14 protein-coding genes and 3 pseudogenes are annotated in these 15394 nt (G+C 47.8%); 1 reads left to right on the top strand and 16 read right to left on the bottom strand.

Going from position 1 to position 15394, the window contains the following annotated elements; all coding sequences use genetic code 11:
• Positions 1 to 4 precede the first annotated feature (4 nt).
• The gene (tpiA, locus tag G6041_RS17200) at positions 5 to 772 is read left to right on the top strand and encodes a triose-phosphate isomerase (RefSeq protein WP_007872501.1); all 768 of its coding nucleotides are present in this window, start codon (positions 5 to 7) and stop codon (positions 770 to 772) included.
• A gap of 61 nt (positions 773 to 833) precedes the next feature.
• On the opposite strand, the gene G6041_RS17195 is transcribed toward tpiA, so the two are convergent.
• The 16 genes and pseudogenes from G6041_RS17195 to G6041_RS17115 form a co-directional block, all read right to left on the bottom strand.
• A complete protein-coding gene (locus G6041_RS17195) occupies positions 834 to 1223 on the bottom strand; it encodes a DcrB-related protein (RefSeq protein ID WP_007779863.1) in 390 nt (129 codons plus the stop codon).
• A gap of 444 nt (positions 1224 to 1667) precedes the next feature.
• Positions 1668 to 2108 (bottom strand): SMI1/KNR4 family protein, encoded by a 441-nt coding sequence (locus G6041_RS17190; protein WP_041460636.1) that lies wholly within the window; start codon positions 2106 to 2108, stop codon positions 1668 to 1670.
• A 348-nt stretch (positions 2109 to 2456) separates the two neighbouring features.
• Positions 2457 to 2657: an immunity 22 family protein gene (locus tag G6041_RS21510; RefSeq protein ID WP_227003071.1), complete on the bottom strand. Its 201-nt coding sequence runs from the start codon at positions 2655 to 2657 to the stop codon at positions 2457 to 2459.
• 195 nt (positions 2658 to 2852) lie between these two features.
• Positions 2853 to 3212 (bottom strand): hypothetical protein, encoded by a 360-nt coding sequence (locus G6041_RS17180; protein ID WP_166491673.1) that lies wholly within the window; start codon positions 3210 to 3212, stop codon positions 2853 to 2855.
• Between the two features lie 247 nt (positions 3213 to 3459).
• Positions 3460 to 3876 carry a hypothetical protein gene (locus G6041_RS17175; RefSeq protein WP_012126121.1) on the bottom strand — a complete coding sequence of 139 codons (417 nt, stop codon included), beginning with the start codon at positions 3874 to 3876 and terminating at the stop codon, positions 3460 to 3462.
• 310 nt (positions 3877 to 4186) lie between these two features.
• Positions 4187 to 4492: pseudogene (locus G6041_RS21690) on the bottom strand (RHS domain-containing protein); the annotation flags it as partial.
• Positions 4493 to 4544: 52 nt separating this feature from the next.
• Complete coding sequence (locus tag G6041_RS17165; protein ID WP_012126124.1) at positions 4545 to 5087, bottom strand: HEAT repeat domain-containing protein; 543 nt, start codon at positions 5085 to 5087, stop codon at positions 4545 to 4547.
• 409 nt (positions 5088 to 5496) lie between these two features.
• A pseudogene (locus G6041_RS21685) lies at positions 5497 to 5583 on the bottom strand (RHS repeat-associated core domain-containing protein); the annotation flags it as partial.
• 339 nt (positions 5584 to 5922) lie between these two features.
• Positions 5923 to 6261 carry a DUF7716 domain-containing protein gene (locus tag G6041_RS17155; RefSeq protein ID WP_041460753.1) on the bottom strand — a complete coding sequence of 113 codons (339 nt, stop codon included), beginning with the start codon at positions 6259 to 6261 and terminating at the stop codon, positions 5923 to 5925.
• Positions 6262 to 6286: 25 nt separating this feature from the next.
• Positions 6287 to 6652: an HNH endonuclease gene (locus G6041_RS17150; RefSeq protein ID WP_080515380.1), complete on the bottom strand. Its 366-nt coding sequence runs from the start codon at positions 6650 to 6652 to the stop codon at positions 6287 to 6289.
• A 167-nt stretch (positions 6653 to 6819) separates the two neighbouring features.
• Positions 6820 to 7281, bottom strand: coding sequence for a hypothetical protein (locus G6041_RS17145; RefSeq protein ID WP_012126126.1), 462 nt, complete (start codon positions 7279 to 7281; stop codon positions 6820 to 6822).
• A gap of 236 nt (positions 7282 to 7517) precedes the next feature.
• Complete coding sequence (locus G6041_RS17140; protein ID WP_104669037.1) at positions 7518 to 7763, bottom strand: hypothetical protein; 246 nt, start codon at positions 7761 to 7763, stop codon at positions 7518 to 7520.
• Between the two features lie 170 nt (positions 7764 to 7933).
• Positions 7934 to 8464, bottom strand: coding sequence for an SMI1/KNR4 family protein (locus G6041_RS17135; RefSeq protein WP_012126129.1), 531 nt, complete (start codon positions 8462 to 8464; stop codon positions 7934 to 7936).
• Between the two features lie 2 nt (positions 8465 to 8466).
• Positions 8467 to 10140, bottom strand: a pseudogene (locus G6041_RS21490) (RHS repeat-associated core domain-containing protein); the annotation flags it as partial.
• A gap of 65 nt (positions 10141 to 10205) precedes the next feature.
• A complete protein-coding gene (locus G6041_RS17120; protein WP_012126133.1) occupies positions 10206 to 10835 on the bottom strand; it encodes a hypothetical protein in 630 nt (209 codons plus the stop codon).
• 10 nt (positions 10836 to 10845) lie between these two features.
• Entirely contained in the window at positions 10846 to 15393 is a 4548-nt protein-coding gene (locus G6041_RS17115) for an RHS repeat-associated core domain-containing protein (RefSeq protein ID WP_012126134.1), read from the bottom strand.
• Position 15394: the final 1 nt, after the last annotated feature.

Genomic DNA, 15394 nt, shown 5'->3' with positions numbered 1-15394 from the left:
GAAAATGCGACATCCTTTAGTGATGGGTAACTGGAAACTGAACGGCAGCCGCCACATGGTAAACGAGCTGGTAGCTAACCTGCGTAAAGAGCTGGCTGGCGTATCTGGCTGCGACGTAGCGATCGCCCCGCCGGCGATGTATCTGGATCTGGCCAAGCAGGCCGCTGCTGGCAGCCACATCATTCTTGGTGCCCAGAACGTCGACGTTAACCTCTCCGGCGCGTTCACCGGTGAAACTTCCGCTGAAATGCTTAAAGATATCGGCGCTAAATACATCATTATCGGCCACTCCGAGCGTCGTACTTACCACGCGGAATCTGACGAGCTGATCGCGAAAAAATTCGCCGTGCTGAAAGCGCAGGGTCTGGTGCCGGTACTGTGCATCGGTGAAACCGAAGCTGAAAACGAAGCGGGCAAAACGGAAGAAGTCTGCGCACGTCAGATCGACGCTGTGCTGAAAACCCAGGGCGCCGCGGCGTTTGAAGGCGTTGTGATTGCTTACGAACCGGTATGGGCTATCGGTACCGGCAAATCCGCCACTCCGGCGCAGGCACAGGCGGTTCACAAATTCATCCGTGACCACATCGCCAAAGCCGACGCGAAAATCGCCGAGCAGGTTATCATTCAGTACGGCGGTTCTGTAAACGCGGCTAACGCGGCAGAGCTGTTCACCCAGCCGGACATCGACGGCGCGCTGGTGGGCGGTGCCTCTCTGAAAGCGGACGCGTTCGCGGTTATCGTGAAAGCCGCTGAAGAAGCGAAAAAAGCGTAATGCTCTGCGCCGCTCATTCGGGCGGCGCTCTTCTATCCCTTCCCTGCGCTCTCCATTGCCTTCAGGCGCTTTTCCGCTGACGGTGAAACTTGATGCTCTGCATAATTTCCTGATACTGCCAGTGGTGTGAATCCAGAAATTCACCGATGCAGGTGCCGATGTAACTCACCATCTTTTTACCTTCCTGCGCATCGTTTATCAGAATCACCGTCTGGCGCTGAAACACTGGCGTATTGTCTTCCATATACTGATAAAACATATCGACCGCCGGTTCGCCGTCGATCACGGTCATCTCCGTGGATTCCAGACGGAATTCGGGCAGGGAGGTTTCCATTTCTCTGACGATGCGGGCGGCGACGGCATGGACCTTATCATCCGCATTGGCAGAGGCTCGGGAAACGACAAAGGTTAATTCACTTTCGTTACTGTCACTAACGGGGAATAAATTCATAACTCAGTCTTTATCTATTTTGGGCGTAACACGCTCTGCTACCTGTTAAAAAAAGAAAACACGACGCCGCACGGGCGACCGCCATATTAAAAATCGCACATTTATGCTGGGTGTATTTGCGTTAAGATAAACCGCATTTCCGGCAGAGGATAACGCGTTTCGTCGGGCAATTAAAAGCCCTGAGGACAATTTCCTGCCTTATGTGAAATTTATTCAATACAGACAATAAGTTATATGCCCTGTGGTTATGCAATAGCAGCGATAATTCTCTATTTTCTTATGATTTTACTGTGCATATGATCAGGCAATATAACCGATGCGGTAACAGATAAGCATTAATTGATAAAAAGCGTCAGGGAAAATCAGGCTGATAAAGCTTGTGAGGCAACGGAAAAGGAAAAACCGCCGGACGCTATCTCGCCTTTATCCTGAAAATAAGCACATTTAAAGCCGGTATAATGCTCTTATAAAATCATCAAATGACTCTGCAACCTCAAAGAGGGCATCGCCATCTTGCGCATAGAGATAGATACGACCGTAATCGCTTGCTTTTAATGAAAGGAAAAAAGGATTCCCGCCATTATCGTAAGCGAACGGAATAAATTCCTTTTCATGCCACGGGCCATATTCGCTATCGGCAGGCGAAATGCTGAATATGTCATTAATGAGTGTTTCAATGGGAAGCGGCCCATACTTGATCGGGTTAAAACCACCTACCGGCATTCCCCACCGGTCTGCCTCAACGTCCTCTTCGGCTAAGTAACCACCGTTTATTCTTAAATAGTGCGCTTTGAAGGATTCCGGCAGGCGTGCAGGAAAGCATTTTGCAAATTCTGTCCATTCGATGTTACTTATCTTTCTTTCGGGATCGACCAGTTCAACCATGGGGGAATACTCCTTTAGGAAAAGCATATTTAAAAAAATAATTCGCAAGATATTTGATTTTTTATTATCGCTAAGAGATACCCTATACTTACACATTAGTGCTTTGTTAAAAGCATCATTAACTTTAAAACGTTTTTTAATATCGTTACATCAATCGTCTTCAAACAGGCCAATGTACTTTAAACCATTACAGCTAACTGATGGATCTGGCTTCACATCCAATGAGGAATCAGCATACCATACTAAAGCATTCGCTTTTTAAATTCCTGATGCATTACATTTCGATTTAACGTTTTCTTTCTCACCCTCGTCTACAGCAGCTGCTTCGAGAAAATCATCTATAGAAACTTATTTATTTTCTCTGGGTATAATACCAATAAAATCCTCATCGTACCATTTGATACCCAGTTCCTTACAGAATCCGCATACTTGATAATCGGGATCGTCTATATCGCCATCGGTAGAATAATCTAATTCAAAATAACGTATATAGTCATCTGCCGATGAAAAGTTATTCTCTATCCATATATGAACCTTATTGTTAATCATTTTAAAAAAGTCTGGCATTAAAGTGCTGGTTATGATTTAAAGATCTCCCCCTAACAACATCATACTTATTAATCAGATTTTGGCTCAGGTTTTCATCTGAAGGCATAATCTGATGATGGTTAAAAAATTTAAAGTTTCTGCTTTTGTTGCGATGAGTTAAAAGACAGGGCAGCTCCTTCGGTCACCGATGCGCCATTACATGTGTTCTTTCTTCCACTGAGAAAATATCATTTTATATTTTTCATGATCAGGTATTGTAAGCGCTGTTTTCTCGATAGCTTTTTCAAGATAGCCAAAAATCTTAGTCTTCAACAAAGCTTCATCATGCACGGCCTCCATAACGAAAAAATAGGTAAAAGCACCATCTTGACTATCCTCTCTAAAGTACCCATCCTTTTCCGTGTCCGTTACTATAACTGTTATCATTTCACCTATAGGATGTCTAGGTTCATATGAAGACAACTGTGTTGTCAAAATTTTCATTTCTGGATAGAGTTTATTGTAAGTTTTGGATAGCTTCCTATCGTCAACAGCAATTGTTAGTGATACTTTCATAATTACCTACTAATTTTGATGATAAACTGGGTTATAAGGAGGCATGTCAACAAATATACACTCATATATTTTAATATAACGAATTCCTAATGGTCATGCAGCAGACTTATCTTTAAAAGTTGTCAGGCTAGTTGAATACACATCAATACCCAACACACTGAATCGTTTTTGATGCTCTGCAATTATATTATGTATGCGGATCCTATAAATATAATTAAATTATCTTATATTCAAAATCGCTTACTCTTTACATATCATTTAAAATATCATCTAACCAAGAGGAGGATTTCTGAGAACAAATGATGTTATCCAAAAATATCATAACATTCTTCTTCTTACTTACGTTATCATATTCAAAATCAGGTATAGCAAATATATAACTAATTTTCTCCACACCTAATGCGTAAAGCCTCTCCGCAACAGGAGTTGTAATAAAAAGAAAGCCATTATCAATAGCCGAATTATCAGGACCAATATCTCCCAAATCTCCGTGCTCTTTCCCATACCATATTGAAATGGCATGGTCATAATCAATAAATCGTTTTTTTAAACCAAAATCTTTTTCAAATTTGGACGTCCCATTTTCTTTGTAAAAATAATTTTGAACTAACTCATAGCCTGCACAAGTTGAATACCACACTGCATATTTTTCAGTAAGTTCCATAAGTTCACCCTTAAAATGGTAGGTCGAATGGGCCAAATGGTAATCTTTTGGAAGACCATCTTCTTAAAGTATTAAGATAAAATTCAACATCCTTCGTTTTGTGCAAAAGTAATCAATCCTTTATGAGCCAGTGATGACAGTGCTGTTACGCCTCCTGAGTGTGGAAGCGTATGAGTACCCATTACGCCGTCATCATCCAGGAATTTAACCTTCCCTATTGGGGTTCTCTATCTCATATATCCATCAAACGTCACATTAATGCGTTCAAATTTATCTGCTTGAGAAATTGTTTGTTCCCAATAAATTTGACACGGTCGAGGTACTGGCCCTGGAAGCGCAGGTTCTGTGGCACCTGCCATTGCGGCACGCTGAGTTCGCGCTCCGTTTCGCCCCAGGTGCTGAACTGTCCGCGCCAGACGGTCTGGCCGTCCGCGTCCATCACCCGCTCCGGCAGACCGTTGAGCTCGGTGTGGTACCAGTAAATTTCGCAGTCGTCGAAAACACTGTCGATGCGCGCCAGCGGTTCGTAGCTGCCCTCGGTGTAGACGTACTGAACGTAGTGGTCAGGCTCACGGTCGCTCTGTTCACCGGCAAGCTGTAAACCCTGCCAGTCGAAGCTTTTAACAATTTCGCTTCTCCCTCAAGAACGTCCTTATAAAATTTATTTTTTAATCTAAAACACCGTAAGATTTTCCAACCTGCACTGCTTTGTTCTTTATTTCAGGGATGGGATTTTTTGACAATGCTTTTAATTTCTCAATAGCGTAATTTGAACCTATTTTCACTAGAGCGTATATACAATTCCATGCCAACGTATAATTACCATCCTCTCTGTCATCAGCCAAATAATCGTATTCAGATAAAGCACATTTATATAGTACATTTACTGCATTATCGCTTTTAGCCTTTATTTTAACTAAAGCCCGCACAACATCATCATGTTTATAATGAAAATCATCATCCAAAAGATGTATCAAGATATCTTCATGCTTACTTGTAAATGCAAAGTGAAAGCTAATATATAACGCATATTCAACTTCTTTCGGATCCTTGGAAGAATGCGCGTTTTTTAAAATGTCATTTACAAAATCCTCAACATTTCCCTGGGTACATGGAAAAAGCTTTAGAAATTCTTCATCTGTTATTTTTCCAGCTCGGAGTGGTTTATTATTAACCACAGAAAGCACTAAGTTCTTTTGCTCTGAATTCATTATTGCCTCAACATATTAAAAGAATCGATACCATCGTTAAATATTTTTAATGCAGCCCCACCTTCTCTGCCAGGACCAATATTAATTTGGTCTCCCTCGCCTTTAAAGGGCGCATTAGTAAAAACCCAACCTTTTGATTTTAATGGCCTCGGCATATTAGGATGAGTTGAGCAGCAAGATCAGAGCTATCTCTAATTCCAATACCTTCTAACTGCGCTCGAGTACCCGGTTTTAAATTAAATTGTACAAGTATTCCTTCATAGTTTTCTGAAAACTCACGAGTCGGTGAAATTGTGGTTTCGGTGGTCCCGGGCATACGTCCTGTTTTTTGTAAAACAGCAAAATCTTCTTTTGACATAGTTCTGTAAAAGACATTGTCATGTGGAGACTTATAACATGCAACTAACCCCAGCGGATCACCCACGTAGCTGTAGGTATTAATTCCGCCCGCTAACCCAATCGGGTCCATCTGGGTGTAACGACCAGCCACAGGGTCGGTGAGTGAGACCACATCGCCGCGCGGGTTGTATTCATACTGCCAGGTGGTGCCGTGTGGCAAAGGGGATTAAGGAAGTCGTTGTTTAGTAAGCTGAACAGCAGCGGGTAAATAAAAATCCGGGAACTTCGAGAACTTATCTGGTTTTTTAAAAAACTATTTATATGCACAATATCAATAATATATAGATTTCATTGAACCTGTCCTCATTATTACAAAGAAATTAACTTTAGTGGATTCTTAAGAACATAAAAGAAGCCGCAAGAAATAATTAGAGCAGAATCCATGAAATAAAAAAGCCGGCAAAATTTAACATTACCCCCCCGGCTTTATTTAAAATCAAAAATCAAGGAAATTATCGTTTTCAGAGTAAAAATTCAATGCCTTGACAAAATCATCAAGTGTGGCTGATGGTTTTTTTTCAACAACTGAAGCAATAGCGTCTGCAAACTGCTCGCCTGAATATAAATAGTGTAGTTTTTTGTTTGTTACTATTTCAGGATATATTTCCTTATCGTTATCATCAACATCAGGATAATCTGCAATATAATAACTCCCATTAGCGTTTAAGCGCTCGTCTAATTCACCATATAAACAAAAATCATCGTTACGTGAGTCCGTTATTTTCATGTATGAAATAATATCGGACAAACTATATTTACTATCTTTATTCAACATATTTAGCCTCCTCAAAGTATGTTTATTATTTACAAGCTTTTCCTGTAGCCCCACCAAGTTTTCCTTGACGCGCCGGTTCACCACCTCCCCAAATATCCCTGCCACCATTCCCTGTGGGATGGTACAATGCGTGATTAGATTTATGATCTAATCTATCAACCAAAACAAGTCTATTTACATCCTCGTGATGATGCCATGTAAATCCTGCTGGGCTTCTACTTTTACTACCATCTTTCAGCCAATCTCCTAATTCAGGGTGGCGACCTAACAAATCACGTCTAAATGTAGGATCATTATTAATACATTTTATTAAAACATCATTAGCTCTTTTAAATTGAACGGCGTCAATTGAATATCTGTTTGCCGGATCAATTTGATGATCAAAGAATATCTTGTAGTTACCATTAGGCTATCAGATTGATATAGGGCGCGCTGGTTGTATGCACAAAATTACTGCCGCATAATACTGCGGCAGTTTGGAAGTAATAAAACTCAGAAAATATCTATTATGGACCAGTGAATAGGCTCGAAAATAAGAGTATGAACCTTAGTAAATTATCAGATTACCTTGGGCCACAGACCGTCCCAACCACAGGGAATATGCCCTTTTTCATAAATATTTATAAGGTTTCCAAAGAAAAATAGTTTATTTAAGTATGAGCCGCATGCATCCTCTAACAAATAATTCAATAAATCCCACTTAATATTGCTAAGTAAGACCTCTCGATTTCCTGCTACAATAGGAATTTGCGGGATTATTTTATTTTCTATGATGTCAGCGGCAATATCAGCGAGTTTGTTCCATTCAAGAAATGAGTTTGAGTGTTTTTTCGCCAAAAAACCAGTGATATCATTCCTGGCCTCTAACGAGGTATTTTCCCATTCCTCACTTTGCAAACTATTCTCAAAGTCAATTATATTATCAATACGTAACGTACCGGGAATGTGTAAATCTTTTCCGACATTTTCAAGCCAGTTAATTCTTAGTAATCTATCGATCGCTGCTTGATTTATTTTCATACTTTGCTCGCAATTTCCATATGGAAATATCATACAAGGAACGCATCATAAAATAATTTTCGTCACTATAGCATAAAGAATCTCAATTAAAATAATATGCATCCTAAAAACCTATAGCGACTCGCAGTAGTCTGCTCACTCCATAACGCAGAAATAACAATAAATTTTCTGTAAAATTTAATCCAGTAAGCTTATGTTTCCTTACTGGAATGCTTTTATTCTATTTAAACCACCTTTTAACTTAACACTTCAATAACTAGCGCATCCAGTTCTATCCAAGCATCTTCTAGCTTCACTGCTAAATCGTTTTTATCGCTTATCTCATCAAAACTGTCATAGGCATAACGAATCATTTGAGGAATCGAATATAAATACAAAGCCAACTCTTTATCTATTGTCTTTTCTTTTTTCATAAGAATGGACAGTTCATTTAAAGCTGAAACCAAATTATTATATTCAACTTCATTGAAAACCATTTTCATCTTAACATCGCCAATAAATTTATTAAAAAACAGTTGCCTTATTACCCCCTCCAAACACCACCCCTATTAATTTATTTAAAAAAGCCCAGAAGTATCTAAATAATAAATTCAAATAATAAACCACCTTATTAAAAGGTGGTTTATTAATGCCAAGCAAATTCATTTAAATCTCATAACGTCTCGAAGCTAACTGGTTGGGATGGAAAGGTATCAGGTAATGACCTCGCCTTAAGGCTTTTATCCAGAATTTGCTCTATCAAACTTACTAAATTGCATTCGAAATATTCAACGTCTGGTGATCTGGCAGGGATTATGGCAGTCCCCCATTGCTCACTATTTCCCTTCGAAGTTACAACCCAAAATATATAATCACCATTATCAGTCACTCCAACAGGTATAAACCCGTTATCTTCTGGATAAAGTTTATATTTATAATAGTCTTTATCAGACTCAATGAGATAGTTTAAATCTTCTAGAATGTAATTGTATTGATCAAAAAAACTTAGGTTTTCGTCTTTGCTGAAAGGATTAAAAATAACGATAAAGTCTGCTATACGTCCAGAGCCATATGTGTTAATAAAATCAACATAATCAGGCGGGAAATTTATTGATCCGGCAATTAATGGCCAAGTCTTCCCCTTCCCTGAATCTGAGGGGGACGCTGGAGGTGGCAGTAATTGAGTTAATTTGTTAATCATCATATTCACATTCCTGGAGGATTGAGTACTGTCACATGCTCAAAGAATCCACCAGAACCCTCTGCTTTTATCGTTATACCAGCAGGAATTCTGGATGGGCCATGATAGATAGGAGTTATGTTTAGATCTATGATCTCCCCCTGCTCTAGCGCTTTTCTTATACGACCTTCTATACCACTCATGACAGGAGTATTAGCTGGTCTCTGTTGAATAGTAACAAGATTCCGGACATCGTCACCAGAACCACCTAATTGGCGGCCAAGTAAATGACCTCGAGCTCGGTTAGACCCAGCACCTGTGATAAAACCTGGCGGTTGGATATTAGGATTTGCATGCGTTCCGGTATTCACATGGCTAGCATTCAATCTCGCTTGCACCCCTGTCGGGCGACCTAAACTATCCAGTTCGCCATATTTAATCCCACAGTTCATTAATCCCAAAGGATCAATACCTGTAAGCGGATCACCCACGTAGGAATACGTATTAATCCCGCCCGCTAACCCAATCGGGTCCATCTGGGTGTAACGCCCCGCCACCGGGTCGTAATAGCGGAACAGGTTGTAGTGCAGGCCGCTTTCGCGGTCGAGGTACTGACCCTGGAAGCGCAGGTTCTGCGGCACCTGCCACTGCGGCACGCTGAGTTCGCGCTCCGTTTCGCCCCAGGTGCTGAACTGTCCGCGCCAGACGGTCTGGCCGTCCGCGTCGGTCACCCGCTCCGGCAGGCCGTTGAGTTCGGTGTGGTACCAGTAAATCTCACAGTCGTCGAAAATGCTGTCGACGCGCGCCAGCGGCTCGTAGCTGCCTTCGGTGTAGACGTACTGAACGTAGTGGTCCGGCTCGCGGTCGCTCTGTTCACCGGCGAGCTGTAAACCCTGCCAGTCGAAGCGGATGGTTTCCGGCTGCGGGTCGTTATAACGCCACAGAACCTTATGCGTCCTGCGGCCCAGCGGGTCATAGCGGTATTCAACCTTTCTGAATTCGCTGTTCCCCTCAAACCGAATCTCTTTTACCCGCTGCTCGTCGTCATAGGCAAAATGCTGGATAAGGCCGGATTTATCCCGCCGCTGAATCAGCCGCCCGAACCCGTCATAGTCCAGCTTCAGCCCGTCGAGGCGCAGCAGCAGGTTGTGCCACACCGGGTTGCGGTGCTCCTCAGTGCGGTTTCCTGCCGGGTCCCAGAAGAAGCGTTCTTCCTTCTGCGGTTCGACGGCTTTTGTGACCTGGCCTGCGGCGTCGTAGCCCCACAGGTACTGGCTGTATTTTTCGCCGGGCGTCGCCGGCGTGGTATCGGTGTGTATCTGCTGGACTATCTGGTCGGTGCGGTCCCAGCGGTAGCGGCGCTCAAACACCAGTTCGCGACGCGCGTCCAGCACCGTGCGTTGCGTGACGCGCCCTGCGGCGTCGTAACGGGTCTCCTGCGAGAGCACGCCCTGGCTGCGCGAGATTTCCCGGTGCAGCCGGTCACGACCGTACGCCGCCAGCGTGTGCGTCGCGCCACCGTGGCGCAGCTGCATCTCCAGCAGGTGGCCGGTGCCTTAGCGCAGCGTGGCGAGTTCGCGGCCATCCGGGAATGTTGTGCTGCTGAGATTACCGAGTGCGTCGTACTCATACTCAAACTTCCCGCCGTGGTTCTCCTCACTCACCAGCTCGCCCGCCGCATTGCGGGTGAAGACGAGAACTCTTAAATATTCTCTTTATCCGAACTTAAGTGACCATGGATCCTTTTTTAAATTCAATCAACGCTCTATTTTTTTGATTTTAATTTGTTTTTATATATCGATTGCTTTTCACCATTTAAATAGTCGTAAACGATTTCTACCAATCCTGAAGCGCCATATAAAAAATGAACATCCTTGGCTTTTTTATAATCATCATCAGTAACGTTATTTACTTCTATTTTTTTTAAAACACCTTCATCATATATAAAATCCCAGATACTCTGACCTTTAGGCCCAATATTAAACAATTTTTCAGGTAGCCCTTTCTTTAGCGGCAAAACACTATAGTTTGCAGCTTTAAATGCTCCAACCTTAGTAAAATAATAGCTTTCTATTATATCAGGCGAGTAAAATAAAAACTGCCTATTGATAACAACCCCCTTACCATTCACCCCTTCAGAGATTATAATTCGACCATCTCCGTCAAAAAAACATTTATAATAACCATTGGTTTTATCGTATGGCTGTTTTATTTCTTTTCCAGGTTTTCCGCCATAGTATTCAATTTCATAAGGAAATAATGACAACACTGGCCTATCATAATATTTATGACAAACCGCTCTGCTTGCAAGCAAATTATAGAAGTCCTCATTAGCCTGATTAGAGTTAACTTTTATATTTTCGAATTTTAGTTTCATTTCATTGAAAGTCATCATTAGCTAGCCCTCAAAATTCAAATTTATTTTTCATAATCATATTGCTAATATTTTCTAATTCCGAAACAAATTCTTCAGCATTATCAATATTAATAAGTCTTTCATAAACATTTTGCTTATAGGTATTTGTATGGATTTTGCTATGCGCAGGCAAGCTTGTTCCAGAAGCAACTTTAACCTTTGATGACGTTGGTAAAAATACGCCATTATAAGATCCATTTATATCAAGATCGAAGTCTTCTATTTTCTGTCTTAATGCAACCATCCGTGCGTCTGTTGAATTAGACATAACAATATGGTGCGCACTATTTTTGAAAGATGGCTCTTCGATACCCTCACGGATCATATTTTGTCGTAACAGAACAGCGTCTGAGCCACAGCTCATTAACCCCAGCGGATCCACCCACGTCAGCGGATCACCCACGTAGGAATACGTGTTCATCCCGCCCGCTAACCCAATCGGGTCCATCTGGGTGTAACGTCCGACCACCGGGTCGTAATAGCGGAACAGGTTGTAGTGAAGCCCGCTTTCACGGTCGAGGTACTGGCCCTGGAAGCGCAGGTTCTGCGGCACCTGCCACTGCGGCACGCTGAGTTCGCGTTCGGTTTCGCCCCAGGTGCTGAACTGCCCGCGCCAGACCGTCTGCCCGTCCGCGTCGGTCACCCGCTCCGGCAGGCCGTTGAGTTCGGTGTGGTACCAGTAAATTTCGCAGTCATCGAAAACGCTGTCGACCCGCGCCAGCGGTTCGTAGCTGCCTTCGGTGTAGACGTACTGAACGTAGTGGTCCGGCTCGCGGTCGCTCTGTTCACCGGCGAGCTGTAAGCCCTGCCAGTCAAAGCGGATGGTCTCCGGGGCTTTCTCACCGTAACGCCACAGAACCTTATGCGTCCTGCGGCCAAGCGGGTCATAGCGGTACTCCACACGGCGGAACTCTGCGTTCCCCTCAAACCGGATTTCCTTCACCCGCTGCTCATCGTCATACGTGAACTGCTGGATAACACCGCTTTTATCCTGACGGCGCGTTAGCCTGCCAAACCCGTCATAGTCCAGCTTCAGCCCGTCGAGGCGCAGCAGCAGGTTGTGCCACACCGGGTTGCGGTGCTCCTCAGTGCGGTTACCTGCCGGGTCCCAGAAGAAGCGTTCTTCTTTCTGCGGTTCAACGGCTTTTGTGACCTGACCGGCGGCATCGTAGCCCCACAGGTACTGGCTGTATTTCTCGCCCGGTGTTGCAGGCGTGGTGTCGGTGTGTATCTGCTGGACTATCTGGTCGGTGCGGTCCCAGCGGTAGCGGCGCTCAAACACCAGTTCACGGCGGGCGTCCAGCACCGTGCGCTGCGTGACGCGCCCTGCGGCGTCGTAACGGGTCTCCTGCGAGAGCACGCCCTGGCTGCGCGAGATTTCCCGGTGCAGCCGGTCACGGCCGTACGCCGCCAGCGTGTGCATTGCCCCGCCGTGGCGCAGCTGCATCTCCAGCAGATGACCGGTGCCGTAGCGCAGCGTGGCGAGTTCGCGGCCATCCGGGAATGTTGTGCTGCTGAGGTTGCCGAGTGCATCGTACTCATACTCAAACTTCCCGCCGTGGTTCTCCTCGCTCACCAGCTCGCCCGCGGCGTTTCGGGTGAAGACCAGCACGGCGTCCCACGCAGGCTCGCGCTCTTCAAGCAGCGCCTGCCGCCATTCGGCGCGCGTGGCGCGGCGGATTTCCAGCGACAGCGTGTTGTGGCGGTACTCGGTGCGGTGCTCTGCGGTTTCGCGTGCAGTCAGGCGGCCCAGCACGTCATATTCAAACGCAGTCACCAGCGGCGCGTCCGCGCTGCCCGGCAGCGGATGGCGAATCACCTCTGTCACCTGGCCCAGCGCGTCGTGGCGGTACTCCGTCAGGCGGCCCGCGTAGTCCCGCTGGCCCGTCAGGCGGCCTGCGGCGTCATACTCAAACCGCCAGCTCTCGCGGTTCGGGTTCACCAGCGTCGTCAGGTGGCCGAAGCGGTCGTAACGCAGGCGCGTCAGGTGGCCCGCCGGGTCGGCGGCGCTCACCACCTGGCCGCGCGCGTTGCGCGTCACCTTACGCTCGCGCAGACCGTCATCGTCCTGGCCGCACAGCAGCCCGGCGTTGTCATATTCGTAGTGCGTCTCGCGGCCGTCCGCCCGCCGCCAGGTGCGCAGACGCCCTGCCGCAGTCAGCGTCCAGCGGTCGGTGTTGCCTTCGGCGTCGCTGGCGCTGAGCGGTCGCCCCGCCGCGTCATAAAGCCGCTGGCTCTGGTTGCCGGAGCAGTCCTCGTCGCGTACCAGCTGCCCGCGCTCGTTCCACCAGAACCGGTGCGTGTTGTTCAGCGCGTCGGTCTGCTGAACCAGGTCGCCCTGCTCGTTCCACTCAAAGCGCGTCACGCCGCCTTTCGGGTCGGTGAGCGAGACCACATCGCCGCGCGGGTTGTATTCGTACTGCCAGGTGGCGCCGTCCGGCAGCACCTCTTTCACCGGGAACGCGAACACCGGGTGCCACGTGGTGAACGTGCTGTTGCCGAGCGGGTCGCGCACTTCCGTCAGGTTGCCGTGTTCGTCGTGGCCGTATACCCAGCGGCTGCCGTCCGGCGTGGTGGCCGCGGTCAGCAGCTCGGCATAATCCGCCCACTCGTAGCGCCACACGCCGCCGTGGCGGTCGGTGTATTCCGTGATGCGGTAGAGGTAATCCCAGCAGTGGCGCGTCGAGAAACCCGCGTCGCAGCTGACCGTGGCGCAGCGTTTCGCCTCGTCGGCATCGATGCGCCAGCGCTCCAGCACGTTGCCCTGGTCATCCAGCACCTGATAACCGCACACACGCCAGTTGGGCGCATCGGCGGCGGGCTGCCACTGATAATGCACGCTCAGGTTGGTGGAATAGCTGTGCCAGCCCATCATGTCGCTGGCGCGATCCCAGCCGAAGCGGCGCGTGACGATGCCGTCCGCGTCGGTCACGTCAGTCAACTGGCCGTGTTCGTTATAACCGTAAGTCACCAGCAGGCGGCGCTCGCCGTTGCATACCTGATGCACGCTGGCGAGACGGCCATGCGTTTTCTCATACGCCAGTTCGACATCCAGCGCTTCGTTGTCGCCGGAAATCCGCGCCAGCCTGCCGTGTTCATCCCAGCTGTAGTACTGGCAGTTCTCGTGACGATCGTAGATACGGAACAGCCGCCACTCGCCCGGACGCGTCGGGTCCGGTTCGTAGACGTGGTACTCGCCGCTCGTCATCTGGAGCATCAGCGTGCCGCTGACGGTGTAATAGAGCGTGACGCCGTCTTCGAGATAATCCACCACGTCGCCGGGGGTCAGCTCGCCGAAGCCCAGCTCGCGGCCCGACATATCGCGCCAGATAAACTGATTGTTCTCAAGGCGGAAGAAGCGGGTCTCAAACGGCAGCAGCCAGCCGGTGCCGAGCATACCGGTCGCCAGGTTGCGGCTGTTGTAGACACGCTGCCAGATGAGCGGAATGCGGTCTTCCAGCGTGAAATCGCGGTCTTCGCCGCCCGCGAGAATTTTCGCGCCGCTGGCGATATCCACCGGGTGCTGCGTCTGGCGCGCCTCGCTGCCCACTTTGCCTGCCTGAATCAGCCCGAATGTCGTCAGGCCCATGCCGAGATCGGCGGCAAACTGGCAGCAAAAGGTTTTCATGATCTGGCGGCTGAAGAGTGTCTTCAGCATCCCTTTGCTGAGGTTGCGGATAATCGCCGGGCCAAGGCTGCCGATGGTGTTGCCAATAAGCCGCGCCCAGAAATTCTTACCGCTGCGGATATCGCGCACCACGATGCTTTCGCCGCCGATGCGCACGCGCGTGTTTTCTTTAACTTTGACTTTGGCTTCGCAGGTGCTGCGATCGCCGTTGCGGCTCGCGGGCTGGCCATTGATCAGCACTTTTTTCGAGCCTTCCGCCAGGTAGTTGGTGCCGGCCACCGTATGGCCTTTGGTGCACACCACGATATCGCCCGGCGCCGCCTTAGCGTACGGGCTGGCACCCGCCACGACGGGTTGCGTGAAGTTATCCCAGACGCTGCCCGCGAATTTTTTTACTCCGTCCCAGCCGCTGCTGGCGATGGCGCTTGCTCCTGCCGCCAGGTTATCCAGCGGGTGCAGGGTAAACTGCGCCACTTCGAGAATGGCAACCGCGGTGCCTATCGCAAATGCCTTCGCCTGATCACCAAAGCTCTCTTGCGGGATGGGCGTATTGAGATAGTTGTGATCAACCGTGCCCGCCGCGCGCGCGGCGGCTTTTTCCATAATGCGTACGTTGTGAGAGCCTGTCTTGATAATCGCATCCGGCGGGCCGAGCCAGCCGAAGAAATCCAGCACAGCATCGACGCCTTGCCCCACCAGATCGCCGGCGTCCTCTGCAATACCCGTGGTGAATACGGCCGCAATCAATACAACGCCCGCAACCGTACCCAGCCCCGTGCCCATCATCGCCGAACCCGCCGTTATGGCGGCAAGACAGATAGCCCCCTCCACCGCGCCACTGACGACATCGGCGAGCAGAGAGCTGTGGATGAGCGGATCATCTATACGGGCAGCTAACAGTTCGGACACG

Origin of the sequence: Cronobacter sp. HA18003 (assembly GCF_011605905.1) — a bacterium.
In the GTDB taxonomy this organism is placed as follows: Bacteria; Pseudomonadota; Gammaproteobacteria; order Enterobacterales; family Enterobacteriaceae; genus Cronobacter; species Cronobacter sakazakii.
The sequence above is the reverse complement of the archived record's forward strand: the minus strand, read 5'-3'. Positions and strand labels throughout refer to the sequence as shown.

Coding starts and splice junctions, on each gene's coding strand:
- G6041_RS17135 (WP_012126129.1), bottom strand. CDS start 8,464: ATGATGATTAACAAATTAACTCAATTACTGCCACCTCCAGCGTCCCCC.
- G6041_RS17155 (WP_041460753.1), bottom strand. CDS start 6,261: ATGTTGAATAAAGATAGTAAATATAGTTTGTCCGATATTATTTCATAC.
- G6041_RS17145 (WP_012126126.1), bottom strand. CDS start 7,281: ATGAAAATAAATCAAGCAGCGATCGATAGATTACTAAGAATTAACTGG.
- G6041_RS17165 (WP_012126124.1), bottom strand. CDS start 5,087: ATGAATTCAGAGCAAAAGAACTTAGTGCTTTCTGTGGTTAATAATAAA.
- G6041_RS21510 (WP_227003071.1), bottom strand. CDS start 2,657: ATGATTAACAATAAGGTTCATATATGGATAGAGAATAACTTTTCATCG.
- G6041_RS17190 (WP_041460636.1), bottom strand. CDS start 2,108: ATGGTTGAACTGGTCGATCCCGAAAGAAAGATAAGTAACATCGAATGG.
- G6041_RS17180 (WP_166491673.1), bottom strand. CDS start 3,212: ATGAAAGTATCACTAACAATTGCTGTTGACGATAGGAAGCTATCCAAA.
- G6041_RS17195 (WP_007779863.1), bottom strand. CDS start 1,223: ATGAATTTATTCCCCGTTAGTGACAGTAACGAAAGTGAATTAACCTTT.
- G6041_RS17175 (WP_012126121.1), bottom strand. CDS start 3,876: ATGGAACTTACTGAAAAATATGCAGTGTGGTATTCAACTTGTGCAGGC.
- tpiA (WP_007872501.1), top strand. CDS start 5: ATGCGACATCCTTTAGTGATGGGTAACTGGAAACTGAACGGCAGCCGC.
- G6041_RS17140 (WP_104669037.1), bottom strand. CDS start 7,763: ATGAAAATGGTTTTCAATGAAGTTGAATATAATAATTTGGTTTCAGCT.
- G6041_RS17120 (WP_012126133.1), bottom strand. CDS start 10,835: ATGATGACTTTCAATGAAATGAAACTAAAATTCGAAAATATAAAAGTT.